Source organism: Trichocoleus sp. FACHB-40, from assembly GCF_014695915.1.
GTDB lineage: Bacteria > Cyanobacteriota > Cyanobacteriia > Cyanobacteriales > FACHB-T130 > Funiculus > Funiculus sociatus.
Genome location: NZ_JACJPF010000098.1, coordinates 155,518 through 177,968, shown reverse-complemented (window position 1 = coordinate 177,968; position 22,451 = coordinate 155,518). Strand labels below are relative to the sequence as shown.

The 22,451-nt window shown below is 45.5% G+C and carries 15 protein-coding genes; 6 read left to right on the top strand and 9 right to left on the bottom strand.

The window, feature by feature from the left end:
- Nucleotides 1-254 precede the first annotated feature (254 nt).
- The 3 genes from H6F63_RS21780 to H6F63_RS21770 are packed head-to-tail and all read left to right on the top strand — an operon-like array spanning nt 255 to nt 7,054.
- Nucleotides 255-1,055 carry an alpha/beta hydrolase gene (locus H6F63_RS21780; RefSeq protein WP_190423841.1) on the top strand — a complete coding sequence of 267 codons (801 nt, stop codon included), beginning with the start codon at nt 255-257 and terminating at the stop codon, nt 1,053-1,055.
- Between the two features lie 54 nt (nt 1,056-1,109).
- Nucleotides 1,110-4,718: a response regulator gene (locus tag H6F63_RS21775; protein WP_199298194.1), complete on the top strand. Its 3,609-nt coding sequence runs from the start codon at nt 1,110-1,112 to the stop codon at nt 4,716-4,718.
- Between the two features lie 2 nt (nt 4,719-4,720).
- Entirely contained in the window at nt 4,721-7,054 is a 2,334-nt protein-coding gene (locus tag H6F63_RS21770) for a response regulator (protein WP_190639531.1), read from the top strand.
- A 27-nt stretch (nt 7,055-7,081) separates the two neighbouring features.
- Here the strand turns inward: H6F63_RS21770 and H6F63_RS21765 are convergent, their stop codons facing one another.
- The 6 genes from H6F63_RS21765 to H6F63_RS21740 form a co-directional block, all read right to left on the bottom strand.
- Complete coding sequence (locus H6F63_RS21765) at nt 7,082-7,498, bottom strand: hypothetical protein (RefSeq protein WP_190639530.1); 417 nt, start codon at nt 7,496-7,498, stop codon at nt 7,082-7,084.
- Between the two features lie 323 nt (nt 7,499-7,821).
- Nucleotides 7,822-8,778, bottom strand: a complete 957-nt coding sequence (locus tag H6F63_RS21760) for a glycosyltransferase family 2 protein (RefSeq protein ID WP_190639633.1) — start codon at nt 8,776-8,778, stop codon at nt 7,822-7,824.
- A gap of 471 nt (nt 8,779-9,249) precedes the next feature.
- Nucleotides 9,250-10,317 carry an LOG family protein gene (locus H6F63_RS21755; protein WP_190639529.1) on the bottom strand — a complete coding sequence of 356 codons (1,068 nt, stop codon included), beginning with the start codon at nt 10,315-10,317 and terminating at the stop codon, nt 9,250-9,252.
- 314 nt (nt 10,318-10,631) lie between these two features.
- Entirely contained in the window at nt 10,632-10,955 is a 324-nt protein-coding gene (gene trxA, locus H6F63_RS21750) for a thioredoxin (protein WP_190423833.1), read from the bottom strand.
- A gap of 276 nt (nt 10,956-11,231) precedes the next feature.
- The gene (locus H6F63_RS21745) at nt 11,232-12,395 is read right to left on the bottom strand and encodes a GuaB3 family IMP dehydrogenase-related protein (RefSeq protein ID WP_190423831.1); all 1,164 of its coding nucleotides are present in this window, start codon (nt 12,393-12,395) and stop codon (nt 11,232-11,234) included.
- Between the two features lie 214 nt (nt 12,396-12,609).
- Nucleotides 12,610-12,786 (bottom strand): hypothetical protein, encoded by a 177-nt coding sequence (locus H6F63_RS21740; protein WP_190639528.1) that lies wholly within the window; start codon nt 12,784-12,786, stop codon nt 12,610-12,612.
- Nucleotides 12,787-13,041: 255 nt separating this feature from the next.
- Here H6F63_RS21740 and H6F63_RS21735 point away from each other — a divergent pair, with 255 nt between their 5' ends.
- Nucleotides 13,042-15,333, top strand: a complete 2,292-nt coding sequence (locus H6F63_RS21735; RefSeq protein ID WP_190639527.1) for a tetratricopeptide repeat protein — start codon at nt 13,042-13,044, stop codon at nt 15,331-15,333.
- An 80-nt stretch (nt 15,334-15,413) separates the two neighbouring features.
- On the opposite strand, the gene H6F63_RS21730 is transcribed toward H6F63_RS21735, so the two are convergent.
- The 3 genes from H6F63_RS21730 to H6F63_RS21720 all read right to left on the bottom strand — a co-directional run bounded on the left by H6F63_RS21730 (nt 15,414) and on the right by H6F63_RS21720 (nt 19,120).
- On the bottom strand, nt 15,414-16,025 hold the full coding sequence (locus tag H6F63_RS21730) for a hypothetical protein (RefSeq protein ID WP_190639526.1): 612 nt from the start codon (nt 16,023-16,025) through the stop codon (nt 15,414-15,416).
- A 190-nt stretch (nt 16,026-16,215) separates the two neighbouring features.
- Complete coding sequence (locus H6F63_RS21725; RefSeq protein ID WP_190639525.1) at nt 16,216-18,345, bottom strand: flotillin domain-containing protein; 2,130 nt, start codon at nt 18,343-18,345, stop codon at nt 16,216-16,218.
- A gap of 91 nt (nt 18,346-18,436) precedes the next feature.
- Nucleotides 18,437-19,120, bottom strand: a complete 684-nt coding sequence (locus H6F63_RS21720) for an OB-fold-containig protein (protein WP_190639524.1) — start codon at nt 19,118-19,120, stop codon at nt 18,437-18,439.
- Between the two features lie 489 nt (nt 19,121-19,609).
- On the opposite strand from H6F63_RS21720, the gene H6F63_RS21715 reads away from it, so the two are divergent.
- Both H6F63_RS21715 and H6F63_RS21710 read left to right on the top strand, forming a co-directional pair.
- On the top strand, nt 19,610-19,849 hold the full coding sequence (locus H6F63_RS21715) for a hypothetical protein (RefSeq protein WP_190639523.1): 240 nt from the start codon (nt 19,610-19,612) through the stop codon (nt 19,847-19,849).
- A 79-nt stretch (nt 19,850-19,928) separates the two neighbouring features.
- Nucleotides 19,929-22,448, top strand: a complete 2,520-nt coding sequence (locus tag H6F63_RS21710) for an endonuclease MutS2 (RefSeq protein WP_190639522.1) — start codon at nt 19,929-19,931, stop codon at nt 22,446-22,448.
- Nucleotides 22,449-22,451 lie beyond the last annotated feature (3 nt).

Here is a 22,451-nt window from a genome sequence, read left to right as displayed (position 1 = left end):
GAGCAGCTGCTATGCTTTGCCTTTGGTATTTGGAAGTTTTATCATAGAAGGATCAATAATTCTTAAACTTTTGGAACTTTAGGACATAGTGCTTGTTTTTCAAGCTATTCTCGCCTCAAAGAAACTGGGTGCTGTATAACTTTTTGATGTTCTCCGTTAGCTATTGATGCTTTGAGGGAACTATAATATATGACTTTTTTTTCAGTGAGCATTTTTGGCGCGTATTTAAAGAATGGAGACAGGAGTCCCGACCGATGGCAACTAGCATCATGCAACGGAATAATGTCAATATTGTGGGTCAGGGCGATCGCACAATCATCTTTGCCCACGGATTCGGCTCCGATCAGACAGCCTGGAGACACCAGGTAGCAACTTTTGCGTCTGATTTCCGGATCGTACTGTTCGACCATGTAGGCGCGGGTAAGTCAGATTTTGGAGCTTATAGTCCGCGCCGCTACACCAGTCTCTACAGCTATGCAGAAGATTTGCTGGATCTGTGTGCTGAGTTAAAGCTAACTAAGAGCATCCTGGTTGGTCACTCTGTTAGTGGAATGGTAAGCTTGCTGGCAGCATTAGTAGAGCCTGATTGCTTCAGCCAGTTGGTTTTTCTCGATGCCTCTCCCCGTTATCTCAATGATATGGGATATTACGGCGGCTTTGAGCAGTCTGATTTGGATGCGCTCTATGACTCCATGTCAACCAACTATTATGCTTGGGCGGCTGGGTTTGCTCCTATAGCAATGGCTACCCAGGATCAACCTGAGTTGGCGGCAGAATTTGCCAAGACCCTTGCGGCTGTCCGTCCGGACATCGCCCAAGCTGTCTCTCGCGTGATTTTCCAGTCTGACCATAGAACCGAGTTGCCTCGATTAACTGTACCAACGGTGATTCTCCAGGCGAGTGACGATATTGCTGTGCCAACCCAAGTCGGTCAGTATCTGGCAGATAAAATTCCTAAAGGTAAGCTGGTAAACATCAACGCCAAGGGACACTTACCGCATATCAGCGCCCCCGAAGTGGTAACGAATGCGATCGCTGATAGCATAGCTGCATAATACTTAGGTTGAGACTTGTAACGCTTTGACTTTTTTAGCTAAATCTTGGTAGAGATGCGAATTTTCCCATCTCTACAATTCAAAATCCAAAATGGCATAAGCATTACTCGTTGCCATATGCCGCTAGATGCAGCACCTTTCCCCATGTTTCGCCGCTTAATTCTAAATCGTCTTTGGTCGCCGTTACTACTGCGTCCTGCTCCTGAGTGGCTACCGACATTTAGACCAGCCTTACTATGGCTAACCCTCTTTCTTGTCGGCTTAGGCGTGGGATCGGGATGGACACCCGGACAGCTTTTTGCCCCAGTGATATTGACATTATGCACGCTGTCACCGCTAAAAAGCTGGCGCGTTGCTCTATCGGTGGGGCTTATGACCCTAATCGTAGCGCTGCTGCGCGATCTAGGGCTGTTACGTCAGTCAATAGAACTGGGTAGCGCGGCTGTATTCGGTACTAACTTTGGCTCTTTCCTGCGGGGCATTGAGTGGCGGTTGGCTTCTCAATCCCTACTGGCTAAACTCACGGATGATCAGACAAATGCTACACCCGATAAACTGCTTGAGCAAGCCCTAGAGTTACTGCACTCCTTAACTCGTGCAGATGCAGCGATCGCGCTACGCCAACTCGATGATGTCACGGCTGAAGCCTTGGTATGTATACCTCCAAAGGCTCTCCCCAATCAAGTTACAACTCCCAGCTTGTTTGCAGAGGCACTAGAGCAAAAGTGTTGCCTCTACTATACAGACTACAAAGCAACCCCCGGCGCATCTCATGTCTTATTAGCCCAAGGCACTAAGTCATTAGCTATACTCCCACTCCAACCTACCCTAACTTCGGATAAGACGGGAGCATTCCGGGGTGCTATCCTACTCATTTGGCATCGTCAGACTGACATTTCCTCAAATCTGCGCCAATTTATCGAGTCATTACTTGGCGAGTTAGGCACCCTGATCAAGTTCTGCGATACTACCTTAAACCTGGATAAGCTACAGGCCCGCTTTGGTGCCATGCTAGAAACAATCCATCAAGGAGTAGTTTTTGTTGACGAGAGTGGCGAACAAGGCTGGGTCAATCAAGCAGCCGCTGAACAACTGGAACTTCCTCCCGGCGCTGTAGAACCACCAGCGATCGCGCAAGCAATGGCCATATTGCGTACCAGCGCTGATAATCAAGCGGAAATTATGGCACTGGCGGCGCAGTTTTTCTCCCAACCTCAAGCTGTAATTCGTAACTGGAACTGGGTTTTTAATAAACCGCAGCCCAAAGTTTTGAGCCTTTCTAGTACGCCAACCAAGGTACGCAATGTACCCGGTCGTCTGTGGATATTAGATGATATTACTGAGCGTTATTTCGCACGGCAAGCGCTCATTGAACGCACCCTGGAATTATCCGAGGCGAATCAGGAATTGGAAAAAGCAAAAGCTGCTGCGGAGGAAGCAACTCGCATCAAGAGCCAATTTTTAGCCAATATGAGTCACGAAATTCGTACCCCAATGAATGCCATCATTGGTATGACGGGTTTGCTACTTGGTACAGAATTAACCGAACAGCAGCGTGATTTCGCGGAAACAACTCAGAACAGTAGCGATGCGTTACTAACGCTAATTAACGACATCCTCGACCTTTCTAAAATTGAGTCAGGGAAACTGGAGTTAGAAGAACATTCTTTTGTTCTTAGAAATTGTGTTGAAGAATCTCTTGATTTAGTAGCTTTTAAAGCAGCAGAAAAAGGTATTGAATTAGCCTATTTAATTCATCCTGAAGTCCCTACATCAATTGTCGGTGATGCGACTCGATTACGCCAAATATTAATAAATTTACTGAGTAATGCGGTCAAGTTCACACAGACAGGGGAAGTTGTTCTGTCAGTGGCCAGTCGTCCGTTGTTAGTTGACTCGGAATTGTCAAGTTCTCTTGAACCCGTATCAGGTTTTAACAACTTGACAACGTTAACGGACAACCAACAAAAATACGAAATTCAATTTGCTGTCACAGATACAGGAATTGGTATTCCCCCAGACAGAATCGACCGTCTTTTCCAGTCATTCAGTCAAGTGGATTCTTCCACAACTCGCCAGTATGGAGGAACAGGGTTAGGTTTAGCAATAGGTAAACAACTGTGCGAAATAATGGGCGGTCAGATGTGGGTCGAGAGTAAAGGCGCGATCGCTGGAAATCCTCCTAAAGATTTTACATTGACTGGGGGCTGGGGACTGGGAACTGGGGAGGAGGGGAACGTGGGCAAGTTACCAATTCTCAATTCCCAATTCCCAATTCCCCACCATCCAAAATCGATTGGTTCTACTTTTTATTTCACCATAGTTGCTGCATCATATCCCCATTCCGCACTCATTGGTACTAATAATTTACCACCTCGGTTGAATGGTAAAAAAGTGCTGATTGTAGATGATAACGCTACAAATCGGAAAATTTTAAGGCTACAAACACAATCTTGGGGAATGCTAACCAAAGAAGCTGAATCAGGCTTTCAAGCTTTGGAATTGCTAAAGTTAGGGGAAGCATTTGATATGGCAATTCTGGATATGCAGATGCCGCAAATGGATGGTATGAGTTTAGCGGCAGAAATTCGCCAACTGCCTAATTACGAAAAATTGCCCTTAATCGTATTGACCTCTATCAATAGGTCAGAAATAATTAATCCTGTCTCTGGAACTGTAGATTTCGCAGCTTTCCTAACTAAGCCAGTAAAACAATCCCATCTCTATAATGTATTAGGCAATGTTTTAGCGCAACAGCCTATTCAAGTAAAGCATTCTCGCTCTAACATCCCTCAGATAAATTCCCAACTAGGGGTAGACTTTCCCCTAAGAATTCTGTTGGCTGAAGATAATATAGTGAATCAAAAGGTAGCTTTGCAATTACTAAAACAAATTGGCTATCAAGCAGATATAGCTAACAATGGATTAGAAGTATTGGAAGCTTTACGCCACCAGTATTATGATGTGGTGCTGATGGATGTGCAGATGCCAGAAATGGATGGCTTGAGTGCAACTCGGCGCATTGTGGAGGAATGGTGCCAGGATCGCCCTTACATTATTGCGATGACCGCCAATGCCATGCAAGGCGATCGCGAAGAGTGTCTTAATGCGGGCATGGACGACTATGTTAGCAAACCCATCCGGATAGAAGCACTGATTACAGCCATAAGCAAGTGTCAACCTAAAGAAGCTGGGGACTGGGGACAAGAAACTGGGGACAAGGATCTGGGGACAAGGGACTGGGGAGAGGCGGAGAGTAAGAATTCCCAATCCCCAATCCCCAATCCCCAATCCCCAATTCCCGAATCCCCCAATGCCATTGATGGCAAGGTAATGCAATCATTCCGCAAAATGATTGGTGAAAATTCCGGCTCGATTGTAGCTGAGATGATTGATTGCTACCTTGAAGATACGCCAAAACTAATCAGCGCGATCGCAACAGCACTCCAACAAGGAAATGCTACACAATTGCGACAGGCAACCCACACTCTCAAATCAAGCAGTGCAACACTAGGAGCAATAACCTTCTCCAATTTTTGCAAAGAGTTAGAAATAATCAGTCGTAGTGGTAATACTGAAAGTGGAATAGAAAAATTGCCTCAGTTGGAAACTGAATATCAAAGGGTCAAAGCGGCTTTGCAAATAGAACGCCAGCAGAATTAGTGATGAACAGCACCGAACCAAATAAAGATACTCCCCTCATCCTCGTCGTAGACGACGACAAATTCACGCGCATTCAACTTCGCAAAGCGATGGAACAAGCAGGGTATCAAGTAGCAGAGGCGGGTGACGGAGAAGAAGGGTTGTCCGCCTACACTCGCCTACACCCAGATATTGTGCTGTTGGATGCCATGATGCCAGTTATGGATGGCTTTACCTGCTGTCATCTACTAAATACACTTCCTAAAGATAATTCGGCGGCGCGAGGCGAGAACACACCCGTACTAATGATCACTGCCCTTGACGACCAAGAATCAGTCGATCAAGCATTTGAAGCAGGTGCCATCGATTACATCACCAAGCCCATCCACTGGGCAGTTCTGCGCCAGCGTGTACGTCGTCTCCTGCAAGCTAGTCGCGCAGCAGCCGAATTACAACAGCAGACTGAACGCACGCGACTCAGCGAGGAGCGACTGAGATTAGCCCTGGAAGCGGCCCAAATGGGTAGTTGGGACTGGGACATCGAAAACGGCAAAGTTGTTTACTCTTCTAACACTGAGGCAAGCCTGGGGCTTGCTCCTGGCTCATTTGAAGCCACCTATGAAGGCTTTCTAGAGAGCGTTCATCCTGAAGACCGAAATTTAGTAACTCAAGCTGTGCAACGCGCCCTAGAGCAGGGTGCGGACTACGACATTGAATTCCGCGTTATTTGGACTGACGGTAGCCTTCATTGGGTGGCAACCAAAGGCCAAGTTTATTACAACCAAACCGGCTCCGTGCCAGTGCGGATGACCGGAATTGACATGGACATCACCGAACGCAAGCACTCAGAACAAAAAATTCGCGAACAAGCTGCCCTACTGGATATCGCCACAGACGCTATTATTGTGCAGAATTTAGAAACCCAAATCTTATTTTGGAGCAAAGGTGCTGAGCGTCTATACGGTTGGAATAAAGAGGAAGCAGTAGGAAAAAACACCAATCAGCTTTTGTACAAGCAAACGCCATCCCAACTTCAAGAATATAGCGAAATTTTGTTTGCCTACGGAGAGTGGTATGGTGAGTTGCATCAAGTCACGAAATCCGGTCAGGTAATTATTGTCGAAAGCCGTTGGACTTTAGTCCGAGATGACCAGGAGAAACCAAAAGCCGTTTTAATTGTCAACACTGACATCACAGAGAAAAAACAACTAGAAAGGCAGTTTCTCAGAGGCCAGCGCCTGGAAAGTTTAGGAACTCTGGCTAGTGGCATTGCCCACGATTTGAATAATGTGCTGGCACCTGTTTTGATGTCAGTTCAACTGCTGCAACTAAAACTCCAAGACGAACAAAGTAAACATCTACTTTCTATATTAGAAACGAATACTAAACGCGGCGCTGATTTGGTTAAGCAAGTGCTGTCATTTGCGAAAGGAATCGAAGGTGAGCGTACAACTATTCAAGTAGGGCATCTAATTATTGAGCTGAAAAAAATTGTCCAAGAAACTTTTCCTAAATCAATCCAACTCTGTACTGATATCCAGACAAGAGAGCTTTGGACTATTTCTGGAGATGCCACGCAACTGCATCAAGTATTAATGAATCTTTGCGTCAATGCTCGCGATGCTATGCCAAATGGCGGGGTTCTAAAGATTTGTGCTGAAAATATTATTGTTGATGAAAATTATGCCCGAATGATCGCGGGTGCCAAAGTTGGTTCCCACATTGTTGTTACTGTTTCAGATACTGGAGTGGGAATGTCTTCTGACATTTTGGATAGAATTTTTGAGCCGTTTTTTACCACTAAAGAGCTTGGCAAAGGTACGGGGCTGGGCCTTTCAACTGTTCTTGGGATTGTCAAAAGTCATGGCGGTTTTATAAACGTATATAGCGAAGTTGGAAAAGGCACAGAGTTTAAGGTTTACTTGCCAGCCGTCCAGGCAAAGCAAGTGCAGCAAGTGGAAAAAGATGAATCTAAACTGCCTAATGGACAAGGAGAGTTGATTCTTGTTGTTGATGATGAAGCCTCAATTGCTGAGGTTACTAAAACATCCCTAGAAACATATGCTTATCGAGTCTTAAGTGCTAGTGATGGAATTGAGGCAGTCTTAGTGTACGCGCAGCACAAAGAGGAAATTAGTGTTGTATTACTCGACATGATGATGCCTTCTATGGACGGGCCAACAACTATTCGCACTTTACAAAAAATCAACCCACAAGTTAAAGTTATTGCTGTCAGTGGGTTAGCGTCCAAGGAGAGAGTTACTGAAGTGGCTCAGCTGGGGATTAAAAACTTTTTGTCAAAACCCTACACAACACAACAGTTGTTGCAATCTTTAAATGAGGTTATTAGCAGGTAGTGTAAAACTCCTAATTCTCGCCTAGTTTTATCCTTTAAAAACACGTATGCCATACTTCCCATGCAAGATTTCATCGCAACATACGTGCCAAAAATAAAAAGTAATATTAATTATTCCTAATAATTTAGTTCCGTCTTCTAGCATTGCCGGAGTTCCCTGTCCTTGGATGGGTAGGACATCTACTATGCAAGAAATAGCGAACAGCGAACCACCAACTAGCAACAGAATATAGGGGGTCGATACGAGTCGGTGCCGGAAGAGAAAGCCATAAGCGATCGCACCCACACCATAAACTAAGTACATCACTATTTTGGGTACACCAGCGGTTCCATTCAAAATTAAGGTGATCCGAAACAGATCGTCGGCTAGTAAAGCAAAAAGCCCAATCGCAGAACAGAGGATAAATAAATTTCCTTTGCGCTTGGGATGAATACTTTTTAGCAAGCTAAAACTGAATAAACAGGTTGTAGCTCCTATACACCATATAATTTCAGAAACACTGGTTAAGAAGCCGTAGTATGGTCGTTTTATAGAAAAGGGATCTGCAAATATAAATTCGATTGCTCGACCTTTTCCCCATAGTTTGGCGTAAAATGACAAAGCCAAAAACAATAATACAGTCAAACCATTAAATATGATAATAAAACGATCTGCTGCTATTTGCTTCTTACTTTCTTGCCAAAGTTTCCTAAATAGGGGAATTTGCATTTTTCTTGAAATCAATTCATCTATTTAAGATAGCCTACAGCTTACGGAACGTCTACAACTTATGTAGACGCTGTGATGTATGGCATAACTTCTTGCCGCACATATTGAGACTGACGCTTGATTTTTTTGGAATAAACAACTCTTGCTAAAGAAGTCCAGGCTATAGGCGAAAGTAAAGCTGGATATCCCATTTTCAAAGCTGCTCCGACTTTTCCTTGCTTTAAACTTACCAGGCTCCAATGTAGCTTAAGAAACGCTTGAATTTCTTTAAGTTTCGGTATGGATGAGCGATATTTTTCATTGACTAACGGGTAGATTCTTTCTTTGATTAAAATATTTGTTTCTAATCGTTTTTGTAGGGAAAACTTCTGATTGCATCCACCGGGCCATAATGTGCGGAAGGTGAGATACTGATTGACAAAGGTAGCATCACCGTACTGAGCAATTTTTACCCAGGAGTCGATGTCGTCGCAGTTTCCATCTAAGGTTGAATCCCAACCTCCTGACTGGCGAAAGGCTTCTTTTTTGAAAGCAACTTGGACTGGTGTACCAAAAGGAACTACTTCCATGAGCATTCCGTAGTGGATGTCCTCTTGTGGCACGTAAAACACGTTGCCTGGGCCACTCGGTTTTGTGCGGGTGACTTCTTCGCCATTGACATCAACTTGAATGGCTTGGCAAGAGCAAATAACTGCGCCTGGACGTTGCGCGATCGCTCTGGTCATTTCCTCAATGCAGTTGGGTGCCAGATAGTCATCGTCATCCAACAGTTTGACCCAATCTCCTTTTGCCACCTCAACCCCAGTATTTACTGTGACCGAGTGACCGCTGTTAACTGGGTTGCGGTGATAAACAACGCGATCACCCAGACTCTGAACGTATTCTTGGGTACCATCCGATGAACAGTCATCCGCTACCACAACTTCACAAGGCAAGGTTTGGGCTAGTGCTGATTCAATTGCCCGCCGCAGGAACGGTAAACGGTTGTAGGTAGTGATAACTATGCTGAATTTCATCATTAGAGAGCATCTCCTGGGTTGTTATCGAGTCACTTTATATTTCGCTAATAGAGCGATCGCATTTTTTGCTTACAACCGCAACTTATATTTCACATTTTGTCAATCCGTTATTTCCCTTTCTCATCCCTTAGACTGATGAATTTACTGATTTTTTTATGGGTGTTTTTACCAGAATCAGCCTTTAGACAGACAATAAATTCTTAATTTCTCCGTGTAACTACTTATCTTAGACCACTTTTTTAAAGAATTTATCAAGTTGGCTTAAAGATCAAGTAAAAATACTAATTCCTTTTTTAAAGCTCGTGTGAAGATTCACGGCAAATATGAAGTATCGGAAAGCTGGCTAATGACAACTTTCCGATAAGTTAAATTTTAGGATAGAAATACTACCACTAAATTAGCGATAAAGCATTGGTAAAATTACCAATGCTGCCCGCAGAGCATTTTTGTAATCGTGCTAACAAATTTTTACTTGCGTTCTGGATGCGCTGCTACTGGTGAAGGAGTTCCCAGACGGTTAATTACGGCAATCATCTGATACAAGCGACCAAAATCCCGCTGGTTAAAGTACAAAACCAGGCGAGGCAGTTTTTCAGTTCCATCCCCTGTCTCTTGAGGTAATACCTGAGTTTTTTCAATTTGTCCCTTCACTAAGATGTCGCTGAAGTCTGCATTCAGCTGTTCAACATCTGCATCCGATAAATCAGTCTTGAGGCGGATAACAAATTTCCCTTCTACATAGCGACTGGAGTGATAAACCCGATAAAAGCTATTAATTGCCTCGCACGCCACATCTAAATTATCTGTAATCGTGTAGAGACTAGGATCGTTTGGACTCACCAAACCTGTTTTAACTAAATGTTCGCGAACATAAGCATCCCAAGCTTTCCAGTAGTCGCCACCGGGACGGTCAACTAAAACGACAGGAATGGGGCCAGACCTTCCGGTTTGGCAAAGCGTTAAACATTCCAACGCTTCATCTTGGGTGCCAAAGCCACCGGGAAAGAGTGCGATCGCATCGCTTTCTCTCAGAAAAAACAGCTTTCGCGTGAAAAAATACTTAAAAGGAATTAGCTTAGGGTCGCCCTCAATAAACGGATTTGCTCCCTGCTCAAAAGGCAGCTGAATATTCAACCCAAATGAATTTTCAGCACCAGCGCCTTCATTTCCCGCCTGCATAATGCCCCCACCAGCACCGGTCATCACCATGTAACCCAATCCAGTCACGGAACGAGCAAAATCAGCAGCCATGCGGTATTCTGGACTATCCGACGAAATCCGAGCCGAACCAAAAATCGTCACCTTGCGGACGTGCCGATAAGGATAAAATACTTGAAATGCTCGCTCCATATCTAGCATAGAAGCACTCAAGATTTTCCAGTCCAGGCGATCGATCTCCTCCCCCGCCAATCGCACCAGTAATGTCAGCGTGCGTTGTATCCATTTTCCATGTTTCAGGTTCGGCAGATTGTTAATTAGTTCAGCTACGTCTGCCTGAAGCGACTCAAGCGCATCGGAAGGAGGAGTTATCGTCATAAATTCTTGCTTCAAGGGCGGCATTCTATTGTAGCTAGATTCGCGTCCCCAGAGCAGATATGGGTATCCTTCTATAGGAGTTTATACTAGGAATTCTCCGTTTGTGAACTATACACAATCGGAGAACCTAAAAAATAAAGCCCCATTTTTTCCAAAAAAAACGGGTTTTTTAGCTTTTGCATATTTTTAGTTATGAAAAACCATCAGCCAAGACATCCAGGCAGGATGAAGCAGCTGATGTCATAAGGGCATAATTTCCGAAAATACAGACAACTATATTCGCGGCTTATCAGTATTTTGCCCCTAGAGAGCGGTTATAGATACTTTTCCAAAGTATTAGCGAGAGTGGTTTTAGGAACCGCACCCACTACCATATCAACCCGTTGACCGCCTTTAAAAATCATTAAAGTAGGAATGCTGCGAATTCCATACTGGCTGGCGACGTTAGGATTCTCATCGGTGTTGAGTTTCACTACTTTTATTTGACCGTCGTATTGCTGAGCAATTTCATCAACGACAGGAGCCACCATCCGGCAGGGGCCGCACCAGGGGGCCCAAAAATCTACTAAAACGGGAACTTCACTGTCAAGTACTTCTTGCTTAAACGAGGCGTCTGTAACTTGTGCGGCTGCTGACATCCCTAGAAATCCTTGGCTTAAATTTTTCTTATTTCATAGGCAATTCTATCATAGTGAAAACCGACATTCTCTCCCTCAAACCGTATACATTTAGACATAAATTATTCCTGCCCTAAATAAGGAACCGCCCGAACAGTAGTCCGGGCGGAGTGTGGTGTGAGGAGTGAACGGAAACATGCGTCTCCGCTTTCTCTATTCTAGACGACGGCTTTAGTTTTTCCCGTACTCTGGTGTTGAGTCCGGAAAATTTTCTTGCCCAAAAACTAGGCTTTAAGTTTATTTACCCATGCCCAATTGCTGTGCTTTCTGATAAAGTTTGCCTTCAGTTAGCAAGGAGGGCGCGATCGCTACTTCCACTTGCTGCATTTGTTTGAGGTCTTTGGCTCCCAACGTCCCCATACTGGTTTTCAAAGCTCCCAGCAGGTTATGAGTGCCATCATCCAGTGCAGCCGGGCCGCGAAGGATCTGTTCGCAAGTGCCTGTAGTGCTTACGCGAATGCGAGTACCACGAGGCAGAATAGGGCTTGGCGTTGCCATCCCCCAATGATACCCCCTTCCGGGTGCTTCTTTTGCTCTGGCAAACGGAGAACCAATCATCACCCCGTCAGCACCGCAAGCAATACACTTGCAGATGTCGCCGCCAGTGATTAAACCGCCATCGGCGATGACGGGGACATAATTGCCAGTTTCGTTGAAATAGTCATCGCGGGCAGCGGCACAGTCCGCAACTGCTGTTGCCTGTGGCACACCCACGCCCAAAACGCCGCGAGAGGTACAAGCCGCGCCGGGGCCAATTCCCACCAACACGCCAGCAGCCCCAGCCTTCATTAAGGAGAGAGCCACTTCGTAGGTAACGCAATTGCCCAAAATCACTGGCATGGGCATTTCTAAACAGAATTGCGCCAAATCCAAGGGGGTTATCGACTCTGGCGACAGGTAAGCGGTAGAAACCACAGTGGCTTGCACGAAGAACAAATCTGCACCAGCTTTCGCCACAACCTCGCCGTACTTAGTTGCCCCAGCAGGGGTAGAACTTACTGCGGCAATTCCACCTTGACTTTTTATTTCTTCTATGCGTCGCTCGATTAATTCTGGTTTAATCGGTTCGGCATAAAGTTCTTGCATCAGCGCAACAAACTCTTCTTTCCCGACTGAGCTAATGCGCTCTAATATCGGCTCTGGGTTTTCATATCGGGTTTGGATTCCCTCTAAGTTGAGGACACCCAAAGCCCCCAGTTGAGACAGCAGAACTGCCATGCGGACATCTACTACCCCATCCATCGCACTAGCGATAATTGGGATTTCTCGCTCAATACCCCCGATGCGCCAAGTCGTATCTGCCAAACTGGGGTCTAGGGTTCTATTCCCTGGTACTAGCGCAATTTCATCGATTCCATAAGCTCGACGAGCTGTTTTACCCCGCCCAATTTCAATATCCACGCTTCTTCCCGTTCCCAAGACTATTTAAGTTAGGGTATCAAATTCGATGGGTAATTTGTTCTGGGGGTGAGGGTAAGATTTCCGGTTAGGGTGGAGCGATCGCAGCTACACAAACGAAGTCCTACGAGAGCGGACTCAAAGGCGCGATCCCATCCTTGGCTCAGTTTAGTTAGCTCGGTGGGCGATCGCTTATTTGTTTCAGGTTCAGTGATTTCTAGTCTTGATTTTCATCCTCATCATTTTCGTTGTTGTAGGGCATCAGGTAAAGGTAGCCAAGAATCGCTGTACCAGCAGCAATTCCCAAAGGTTGGGAAAAGGCAAAAAGAGCTAGCACAATCTCAGTGATTTCCAGGGCTTTTAGGAGGCAGTCGAAGTTTTTCTTATTCATCATGGGATTCCTTCTTAGTTCGTAATCCCATTTGAATTTGGTGCTAGTTGAGAACTGAGTTGAGAAATGGTTGGGTTGTAGCTGACTTATGGCTGAGTTTTAGCAGGTTAGAATTGCTACTAAGTTGATAGAGTAATTCAACCTCTGACCTCTCCCCTGCGTTAGCGTCAGCGGCACGGAGTGCGGGGAGGGGCTTAATTTTCCCCCTTCCCTTGCTCTCTATGGGGGCTGGGGAGTTAGGTTTATCTAAGATTAGCTATGGCGCGATCGCTTCAGGTTTCCCCGCAGTACATCGAGAAAGTCAAATTAACTCTTAAGCGCAATGGCTATCCCAGTCAGAAAAAATTTGCTGAGCATATCAATCCTTCCCTATCTACTGTTAAAAACTTCCTTAAAGGCGAACCCGTAGATTTTGAGAATTTTGTAGAAATTTGCGAGAAATTAGGGCTGGATTGGAAACAAATCTCTAACCTTGACTCACAAGAGAAGCTATTTGCCAACCTGCCTCAAGATAATCCGTCAATCGCTTGTTCTGCCTATGACGAGGAGACTTGGGTAAAGCGAGGAGAACTGAGTTGCCAGCTAAGCGAAAAGCTGCGGGGACAATTGCGAGTATTAATTATTACTGGTATCACGGGACAAGGTAAGACTGCTTTAGCTGAACGCTTGGCAAGTTTCGAGCTGCGGGGAGACTGGCAACAGTATAAATGTGTAAATTTTGATGATAGGGATATGCGAGATTTTGTCAGTGCCGCAGATGCGCTGCTGGCTCAACTGGGAGAAGAAGTAACGGCAGATGACCGAGCAAATGCAGATGGGTTGCTAAATAGCTTGGTGCAAAAGCTGCGAAATTACTGTTACTTAGTGCAGATGGATTCCCTAGAATTTCTGCTGAAAGGGAAAGGGGATGAGGATGCTGCCAGGAATGAGTTTGAGAATGAGCGGTGGTGGGAATTTTTTAATCGCTTGCTGGCGGGTGGGGAATGCCAAAGTCGGCTGATTTTAACTTCACAGGATTTACCAACGCAGTTTAAAAGTTGCAAGTCTCGAAGATTTTGGCATGAGGAACGGTTAACGGGACTTGATGAAAACGAACAGATCGAGTTGTTTCAGAAGTTGTTTCAGAGAGATGAGAAAGAGATTTCGCCAGAATCAGAGGCAGCAGATTATCTCAAGCGGATGGGGAAAGCTTATGAAGGACATCCGCTGGTTATCGAAGTGATTGCTGGGGAAATCCTCACTCAGCCGTTTAATGGCAATGTGGTGGCGTACTGGAACAAATACCGTCAAGAATTTGAAGCCATTGAAGCAGCGATTGGTCATCAGGAGTTGCAATTGCAAGTTCAAGACAGAGTGAGGAAGTCTTTAGAACGGTTGCAGCAAGATGTACCCTCTGCCTTTGCACTACTCCTTCGTAGTTCAGTTTATCGGCGTTCAGTGCCAAAAGCCTTCTGGCTTGAAATGTTATGGAGTCTGACTGAGGAGCAAAAAATATCTGCAATTGCGACATTAAAACTTCGCTATCTCGTTTTTGAAGAGTCAGCTACTGGCACTAGCAAATACCAACTCCGTCAGCATAACTTGATTCGGAGTGTGGCGTATGAACTTTTGGAACAAACAGACAAGAGATCGGCTCACCTCATGGCAGCTTATATCTGGCGCACAGCGTATAGATCAGATCCAGATGCCCCCAAGCTAGAGCAAGTGCGGGGATACCTGGAACCATTTCACCATTTATGCAAAGTAGGAGACTGGGAAAGAGCTAGCAAAATTCTTTCTATTCGCCTCAATACACCTACAAAGAACCAATTACACATCCAGCTAGGTATTTGGGGCTACCATCAGGAAAGGATTGAACTGTATAACAGACTTGTAGCCAAATTACATCCTAGAGAGGACGCTCTTTTTCTAGGTAATCTGGGTAATGCCTACCTATCTTTAGGAAACTACCCCCAAGCTATTGAATACCTTGAACAGTATTTAACTACCGTACGCAACAGAGGCGATAGTGCTGGAGAAGCTGAAGCTAAGGCATTAGGCAATTTAGGTATTGCTTATAAATCCATAGGAGATTATGACCGTGCAATTAATTGCCATAAGCAGCATCGGACTATTGCAAAGGCGATTGGAGATCCTGCTGGGGAAGGTATAGCATTAGGTAATCTAGGCGTTGTTTATCATTGCTTAGAAAAGTTCATACGGGCGAAATCTTGCCATAGCAAGCATTTAGCCATTGCACAGACAATAGGCGATAATGAGGGCAAAGGAAAGGCACATGGTAATTTGGGGAATACTCTTATCGAACTTAAGGAGTATTCAAAAGCTGTTGAAAATCTCCAGGCTGGGCTAGAGATTTTTAGATACATTAGTGCTTGTTCTGATGAGGCTATAATTCTCTACAACTTGACCAGACTCCATCACAAATTAGGCGATCGCGTTCTAGCTCTAGAGTGTTGCGATCGCGCTTTATCCATCGCTACAGATTTAGGCATACCGTTAGCAAAAGAGTGTCAGGAGTTGAAGGAAAAACTACTGAGTGAGGAAGCCTAGGAAATGAGGCGCTGCGGTTGCATCGGAGATGCTGCGAAGGGATAGCGAAGCGCGAGTAAACTATCTCACTAAAAAAGCGATTAGCACCGATTATTTTGTAAGTCAAAGTTCACATCGTTAATGCGCCGCAGTATTTTGTCATTCTTACCCAGTACCCGCATTTGGCAAGAATGATTAGCGGCTGGTGATATGAGGACAAAAACACCGTTAGTGGCTTCGTCGCGCAGAATCTGCTTGTTATCAAAGGTTATTTCGACAGCTGAGACTTCTGGCGAGAGTACCTTACCGTAAGTGAGGGCGTAAGTTTCACCTTTATCATTCGAGTAGTTGCTGCCTGCATACCATACCAGCTCCTCTGGCGGTAACTGCGGGAGCTCCGTAAAGAATTCAGCGCTGCCATTACCAATCTGTTCCCAGCCACTACCTTGACGCACAAGCACACTGTGACCAAATATCTGCGGCGGCGCTTGTTTGCGATCGCTGCTGGGACAGATGGCGCTATAGAGTACCACTACACCCTGCGACCATTGGCGGGTACCCAGCACGTGAAAGTCTTGAGCTTGGGTTGTGGGAGAGGGACAGAGGTTGTTTTGGCGTACAACTTGTTCTGGGGTAGCTGCCACACGCTCAGAACGACAGCTAGAGGTGAAAAGCGCCAGCAACCCTATTAGGGGGAGGATTAACCGTCTCATTGTCGTGTGGCTGGATTCGCCTGGGTAAGAATTCCATTCAAACTTGGCTCAGCCGTTCGTGAGTGGCATCTTCCCAAAGTAGAGTGGGTATGCCAATACTTCTCGGATAAGAAGACCTAAATGCCTTCTCAATTACGGAAAAGAGACGCGATATATCGCGTCTCTACAGGAGAGGGATTGGAACGAGGGTTTAACTGGTTTGCATACCGTCTTGGTTGTTATTTTGGCTTGGCTTCTCCACTGAGGAAATCATGGCGGTGAGAGCTTCTGGCGGGATGCTACCGTTGTTGCTACGAACCAGATTACTAACTTGACCAATTAATGAGCCTAATTTGCCATCTTCAAGCAAGGTGTTAATTAAGGCTAAACCGCTGGTGGATAGTAACATTTTGTTGATGTCACCTGCACCGTTGCCGTTGCTGCCATTTGCACCGGGGAAGGAGTAAATTCGGGCATCGCCGATAACTCCTGGTTGAGGTGCCAATGCCTTGACAATTTCTGGCAGTTTATCTGCTAGATCCGGCCAAATTGTGGTGATAATCTTGGCAGTGAGGTTAGCGTCGCTAATCGTATTTTGGGCAGAAATTTGGGCTTGAATCCCTTCGGCTTCGGCTAAAGCTCTGTCGCGGTTAGCATCGGCTAGGGTGCGAATTGCTTCGGCTTCTAGTTCTGCTGCTTGTTGGGCGATTTCGGCTTGCCTTCTGCGTCGGAAAGCGTCAATTTCGACAACGTTGCGATCGCTAATACTCTTCTCTTGGGCTTCTCGTTCGGCGGCAATAATTGAAAGCTGTTTGTCCCGTTCGGCTTTCTCAACGGCGCTTGCCGTTGTCACAGATGATTCTGCTCTGGCTTGTTGTGCCTCAGCGACAAAGCTTTCCCGTTTTTTGTTGGCGACTGCGATCGCTACCTCTTCTTGGGCAATTCTTGACAGCTTTTCTGAATCTGCTACCTGCACTTGCGCTTGCAATTTCGAGGATTCTACTGTCTGTAGACGGATAATTTCCGCCATTTCTGCTTCTTGTTTTTGCAGTGTTTGCGCCACCTTGAGTTGTTTATTCCGTTCTTCTAGGGAAATATCTGCCTCAATTTGGCTTTGTTGGACTGCCAGTTTTTTATTAATTTCTTCCTCTTGAATGATGCGCTGGCGGGTTATTTCCGCAACTTCCGCTTCTTGTTTTTGTAGTGCTTGCGCCACCTTAAGTTGTTTATTGCGTTCTTCTAGGGAAATATCTGCCTCAATTTGGCTTTGTTGCACTCCCAATTTCTTGCGAATTTCTTCTTCTTCAACGGATTTTAGCTGCAAAATTTTGGTACGCTGCACGGTTGCTGCTTCTCTGTCTTTCGATTCTTGGATTTCCCGCTGTTTTTGAGCTTTGAGTGCTTCTACTTGCAGTTGTTGCTCTTGTTTGGCGTTTTCTTTCTCTTGCTCGATTTGGAGCGATCGCTTTTGGGCATCCAATTCTTTCTGCTCAATGGTAACTTGAGTCGTTAGTTCAACTTCTCGTTTTTGTTGAATCGAGCGTTGAATGGTTTCAGTCCGCAGTCGCACACCTTGAGCATCGAAGAAGTTATTTGTATCGTAGGTATCGCTTTCTTCAATTTCTGAAATGGCAATATTGTTCAGCGTCAAACCTACTTTCTTCAAATCTTGCTGAACTAAATTTAAAACGGCATCAGCAAACCCAATTTTGTCTGAATCAATCTCGGCTAAACTCTTATTTTTTGCCGCTGCTCGAATCGCATCATCTGCGCGTTTTTCCAGGGCATCTTTAATATCTTCCGGCGTAATCTTCCCAGCTCTGGATAGTCTAGCTGCTGCTGTTAAAACATCTTGTTCGTCGGCATTGATGCAGACATAGAAAGTCACCCGCATATTTGCCCGGAGGTAATCTTGAGTACGAACAGCCAGCTTCCCGGTGCGCTCAACGTCAATCGAAATTTCTCGCAAAGGTACGCGGGTAAGTTGGTGAAAGCCAGGTAAAACAACGCAACCACCATAGAGAATGACCGATTTACTTTTAATAAAAACTCCGCCAGTTCTCACAAAAGCTTCGTTGTTGGGTGTAACAACATAAACCCGCGTATACGCCCAAATACTTAACAGCAGTAATAAAACCAAAGCGGCAATAATTCCAGGGAAGACAATGCCGCTACCTAGTTGGGCAACTGTAGGTTGTACTGGAAGTGGTTGGAGTGTTTGAGCGACTAGATTTGATTGCTCATTCAGGGGAATATTTTCCTCTGCTTGCAAATCGTTAGGCGCTAATTCAGAGACGTTAGCAATCGGTAGTGATTGGATAAAGGTGAGCCAAAATAGCATATTGTTGATTGGTAAAAAGGTGATTTAGTTGATAAGGAACCAGAGCCTCTTTAACTTCATTGCCAGTCGCACACTGGGAAGGAGGAATATCTTACTTGCGTGAATTTTCAAGCCAATGTTCTTGATCTAAACTATCTTTGGCGACGACTAAATAGTATTGTTCCCAACGTTCAATGACTAAAACTTTTTCGCCGCGTCGCGGGAGAACGTTTGCCCAATTAGGTAAAGTGGCGTTAATAGTAACGAGATTTCGCGCTGAATCAATTACATCTACTTGACCAATTTTGTTTCGGTGCTGGTGGGGAATAAAGGCAGAACTGACTGTACCAATGCAACCAATCAAGCGATCGCTACTGACATCTTCCCCAAAGGAAGCAAAAATTTTCCCCAACGGTCGAGCAATCAACCCTCCCAGAAATAAGCTAATTGCCATTGAACCTAATAACACAACTCCCCCTAATCCAAAAAAACGGTAGGGGATGCGACCTGTGAGGCTGCCAACCCAGACATTGAGCATCCAGCCGATGACACCCCAGAGGCTAAAGTCAGTTCCTAACAATAGAATTAGCGGTGCTTTGCCAATGCCTAACCATCCCAATATTTCTAATCCGCCAAATTCACCCTCTGCGCCGGTATCTACGTCAGCATCTACATCTACGTCAGCATCTACATCTACGTCAGAGTCTCCTCCACCAGAAACAATCACCAATAGGAATAAAAGGACTCCCATCCCTAGGAAGATCCAGTAGGGTAAGTTAGCTGGGTTGAACAGCATAAATACTTAGTATTGTTGAATGAGTTGCACTGGCACTTAGATAGCTACAAGACTTATGCACAAAATCCATAAACGAGAAGTTTGTTCTTGAGCTTCATTAACCAACTGAGCTGTTGACTACACTTTTATAATCCCTTCAGATGTATCGGCTATTCGGCTCACTGTTTGACTCAGTTGTTGGCTCACTGGTTTTTCTATGCTCCACCTGCGTCACTCGTCACAATGAGATTCTTCTTTTTGGCTGTTGTATTCTTACTAACTTAGGTAAAACAAGTCCCGACCTAGCCGCGATGTCAGGGAAAACCGGAAAAATTAAATCTTTTTTAATGTCCTCTATCCAAAGAAGGAATTAAAAGTTGTTAGAGAGAAATTTTATCTTCAGCACCCTTATAAAGATAGAACTAAGTAAAAATAAACTTATTTAATTAGGTAGATGTGTGCAGGAGAAGCTTGCCATAGCTTGAAAAAATTATCTTCATCAGGAACGCCATGTTTGCATCTACTACTGGAAAAATCCCAGCCGGGAAAGATTCCCAGCTCGCCATGCCTATGAGGGAGCGGGACTTGGACGCACTTACAGAAATATTTGATGACTTGGACACAGAACAGGCAGAAAATCTTGATGAAGCGATCGCTACTCCCTCTACCCCAACTCCCCTGCAACCTTGGGAGGAAATCGGGTGGGTGTTGTTCGAGCAAGCCCAGGACTATGAATGGCAATTTGCTTGACGGCAATCATTGCGGCTGGCTCGTTCTATAGCTTCATCACAGCTTAAAATTGAATATATATAAGCAATTTTTTTAAGCTTTGATTCAATCTGAGACGCTCGAACTACTAGAATGGCCCCGCCTGTGCCAGCATCTGTCAACCTTTGCGGCAACTAAGCTGGGGGCTTTCGCTGCAACCCATCTGCAAATCCCCACTGCTCAGTCTGAAAGTCTGCACCTCGCCGCCCAAACTCAGGAAGTCTACCAACTGGAAAATCGCTTGAGGGCTGGTTTGACATTTGATGGAATTAGTGACATAGGCGATTCTTTAGAAAGGGCGGAACTTCAGGGACTTTTGGCTGGGGAAGAGTTGCTGGCGATCGCAACAACTCTGGCGGGAGTGAGGCGACTGCGGCGCATTATCGACGATCAAGAAGATGTGCCAGTGTTAAGTGAGCTAGTCGCCGACATCCGCACCTATCCAGAACTAGAGCAGGAAATTAACCGCTGTATTGATGAGCGAGGAGACGTAGCAGATAGGGCGAGTGCCAAACTAGGTGGCATTCGCATCCAGATGCGGCAATTGCGCGATCGCATTTATCAGACATTGCAGGGAATTTTGCAGCGTCAAAGCAATGCAGTACAGGAACCGACTATAAAACAGCGGGGCGATCGCTTTGTGATTTCTGTCAAAGCACCCCAAAAAGATGCCATTCCCGGTATAGTCCACGACACCTCTAGCAGCGGCGCAACGCTGTTTATTGAACCAAATGCGATTGTGCAGCTGGGAAATCAATTGCGGCAGGTACGACGGCAAGAACAAGCTGAAGAAGAAGCGATTCGCCAAGCTTTAACTCAACAAGTGGCAGCAGTTAAGCCAGATTTAGAACAGTTATTGGCAGTGGCAACCACTTTAGATTTGGCAACAGCTAGAGCCAGATACAGTTATTGGTTAGAAGCAAATCCAGCCAAATTTATCGAACGTGATGCAGGCGAACCCATCACCCTGCGCCAGTTGCGTCATCCTCTGTTGGTGTGGCAGCAGCGACACGAACAAGGCACCGCAGTTGTACCAGTGGATTTACTGATTCATCCGCAAATTCGGGTAGTAACGATTACCGGGCCTAATACTGGCGGTAAAACTGTCACCTTGAAGACGCTGGGATTAGCAGCACTGATGGCGAAGGTGGGGTTATTTGTGCCAGCAAGAGAGCCAGTAGAATTGCCCTGGTTTGACCTGGTTTTGGCTGATATTGGGGATGAGCAGTCACTGGAACAGAGTTTATCTACGTTTTCCGGTCATATTCGCCGCATTAGTCGGATTTTAAAAGCGATAAGTAATACAGGAACTGAGGAAGAACAAGAATCCCCAATCCCCAATCCCCAATCCCCAATCCCCAATCCCCAATCCCCAATCCCCAATCCCCAATCCCCAATCCCCAATCCCCAATCCCTAATTTTGCTGGATGAAGTCGGTGCGGGTACAGATCCGGCCGAAGGAAGTGCATTAGCGATCGCTCTTTTAAAATATCTGGCAAATACCGCCCAACTGACTATCGCCACTACCCACTTTGGCGAACTCAAAGCGCTGAAATATGAAGACGAACGCTTTGAAAATGCCTCCGTAGAGTTTGACGATCGTACCCTCAGCCCTACATATCGGCTATTATGGGGAATTCCCGGACGTTCTAACGCCCTGACAATTGCCCGACGTTTGGGACTAAATCCGGAAATTGTCGAAGATGCTCAAAGTTTGGTGGGTGGTGCATCCGAAGACATCAACCAGGTGATTGCTGGACTTGAAGCACAACGCCGCAGCCAAGAAACCAAGGCGCAAGAAGCTCAAGAGTTGTTGCAACAAGCAGAACGTTTTTATCAAGAAGTTTCGCGAAAAGCAACAAATTTGCAAGAACGGGAGCGGGACTTGAAGCTTTCGCAAGAAAGAGCAGTAGCCGAAGCTTTAAATCAAGCCAAAGGAGAAATTGCCCAAGTAATTCGGCGCTTACAGCAAGGAAATGCTACCGCTCAAGATGCCCAAGGTGCAACCAATGCCTTGAATCAAATTGCCGAACGTTATATCCCACCATCGCCGCCACCCAAACAAAAACCAGGGTTTAATCCCAAAAGTGGCGATCGCGTCCGCATTCCTCGCTTAAATCAAACCGCCGAAGTGCTGACTAATCCAGACGAAGATGGAGAATTCACTGTCCGCTTCGGGTTAATGAAAATGACCGTGAAGCTGGAAGATATTGAATCTCTGGATGGTCAAAAACCGGAACAGCTAGTCAAGAACAAGGAACAGAAACAAAGTCAAGCCAAAAACCAAAATCCAAAATCTGATTCGCAAACCCCAACCCCCAGCCCGAAGCCAGTAATTCGCACTTCCCAAAATACTATCGATATTCGGGGTAGTCGAGTAGCTGATGCAGAAGTAGTGATCGAGAAAGCGATCGCTAAAGCAATGGAGTCTGGCTGCTTGTGGATAATACACGGCAAAGGAACCGGAAAATTACGAGAAGGAGTCCACGAATTCTTGAAACAGCACCCGCAAATCGAGAGTTTTTCTTTAGCTGGGACATCAGAAGGCGGCACAGGTGTCACAATTGCGTATATTAAATAGCGT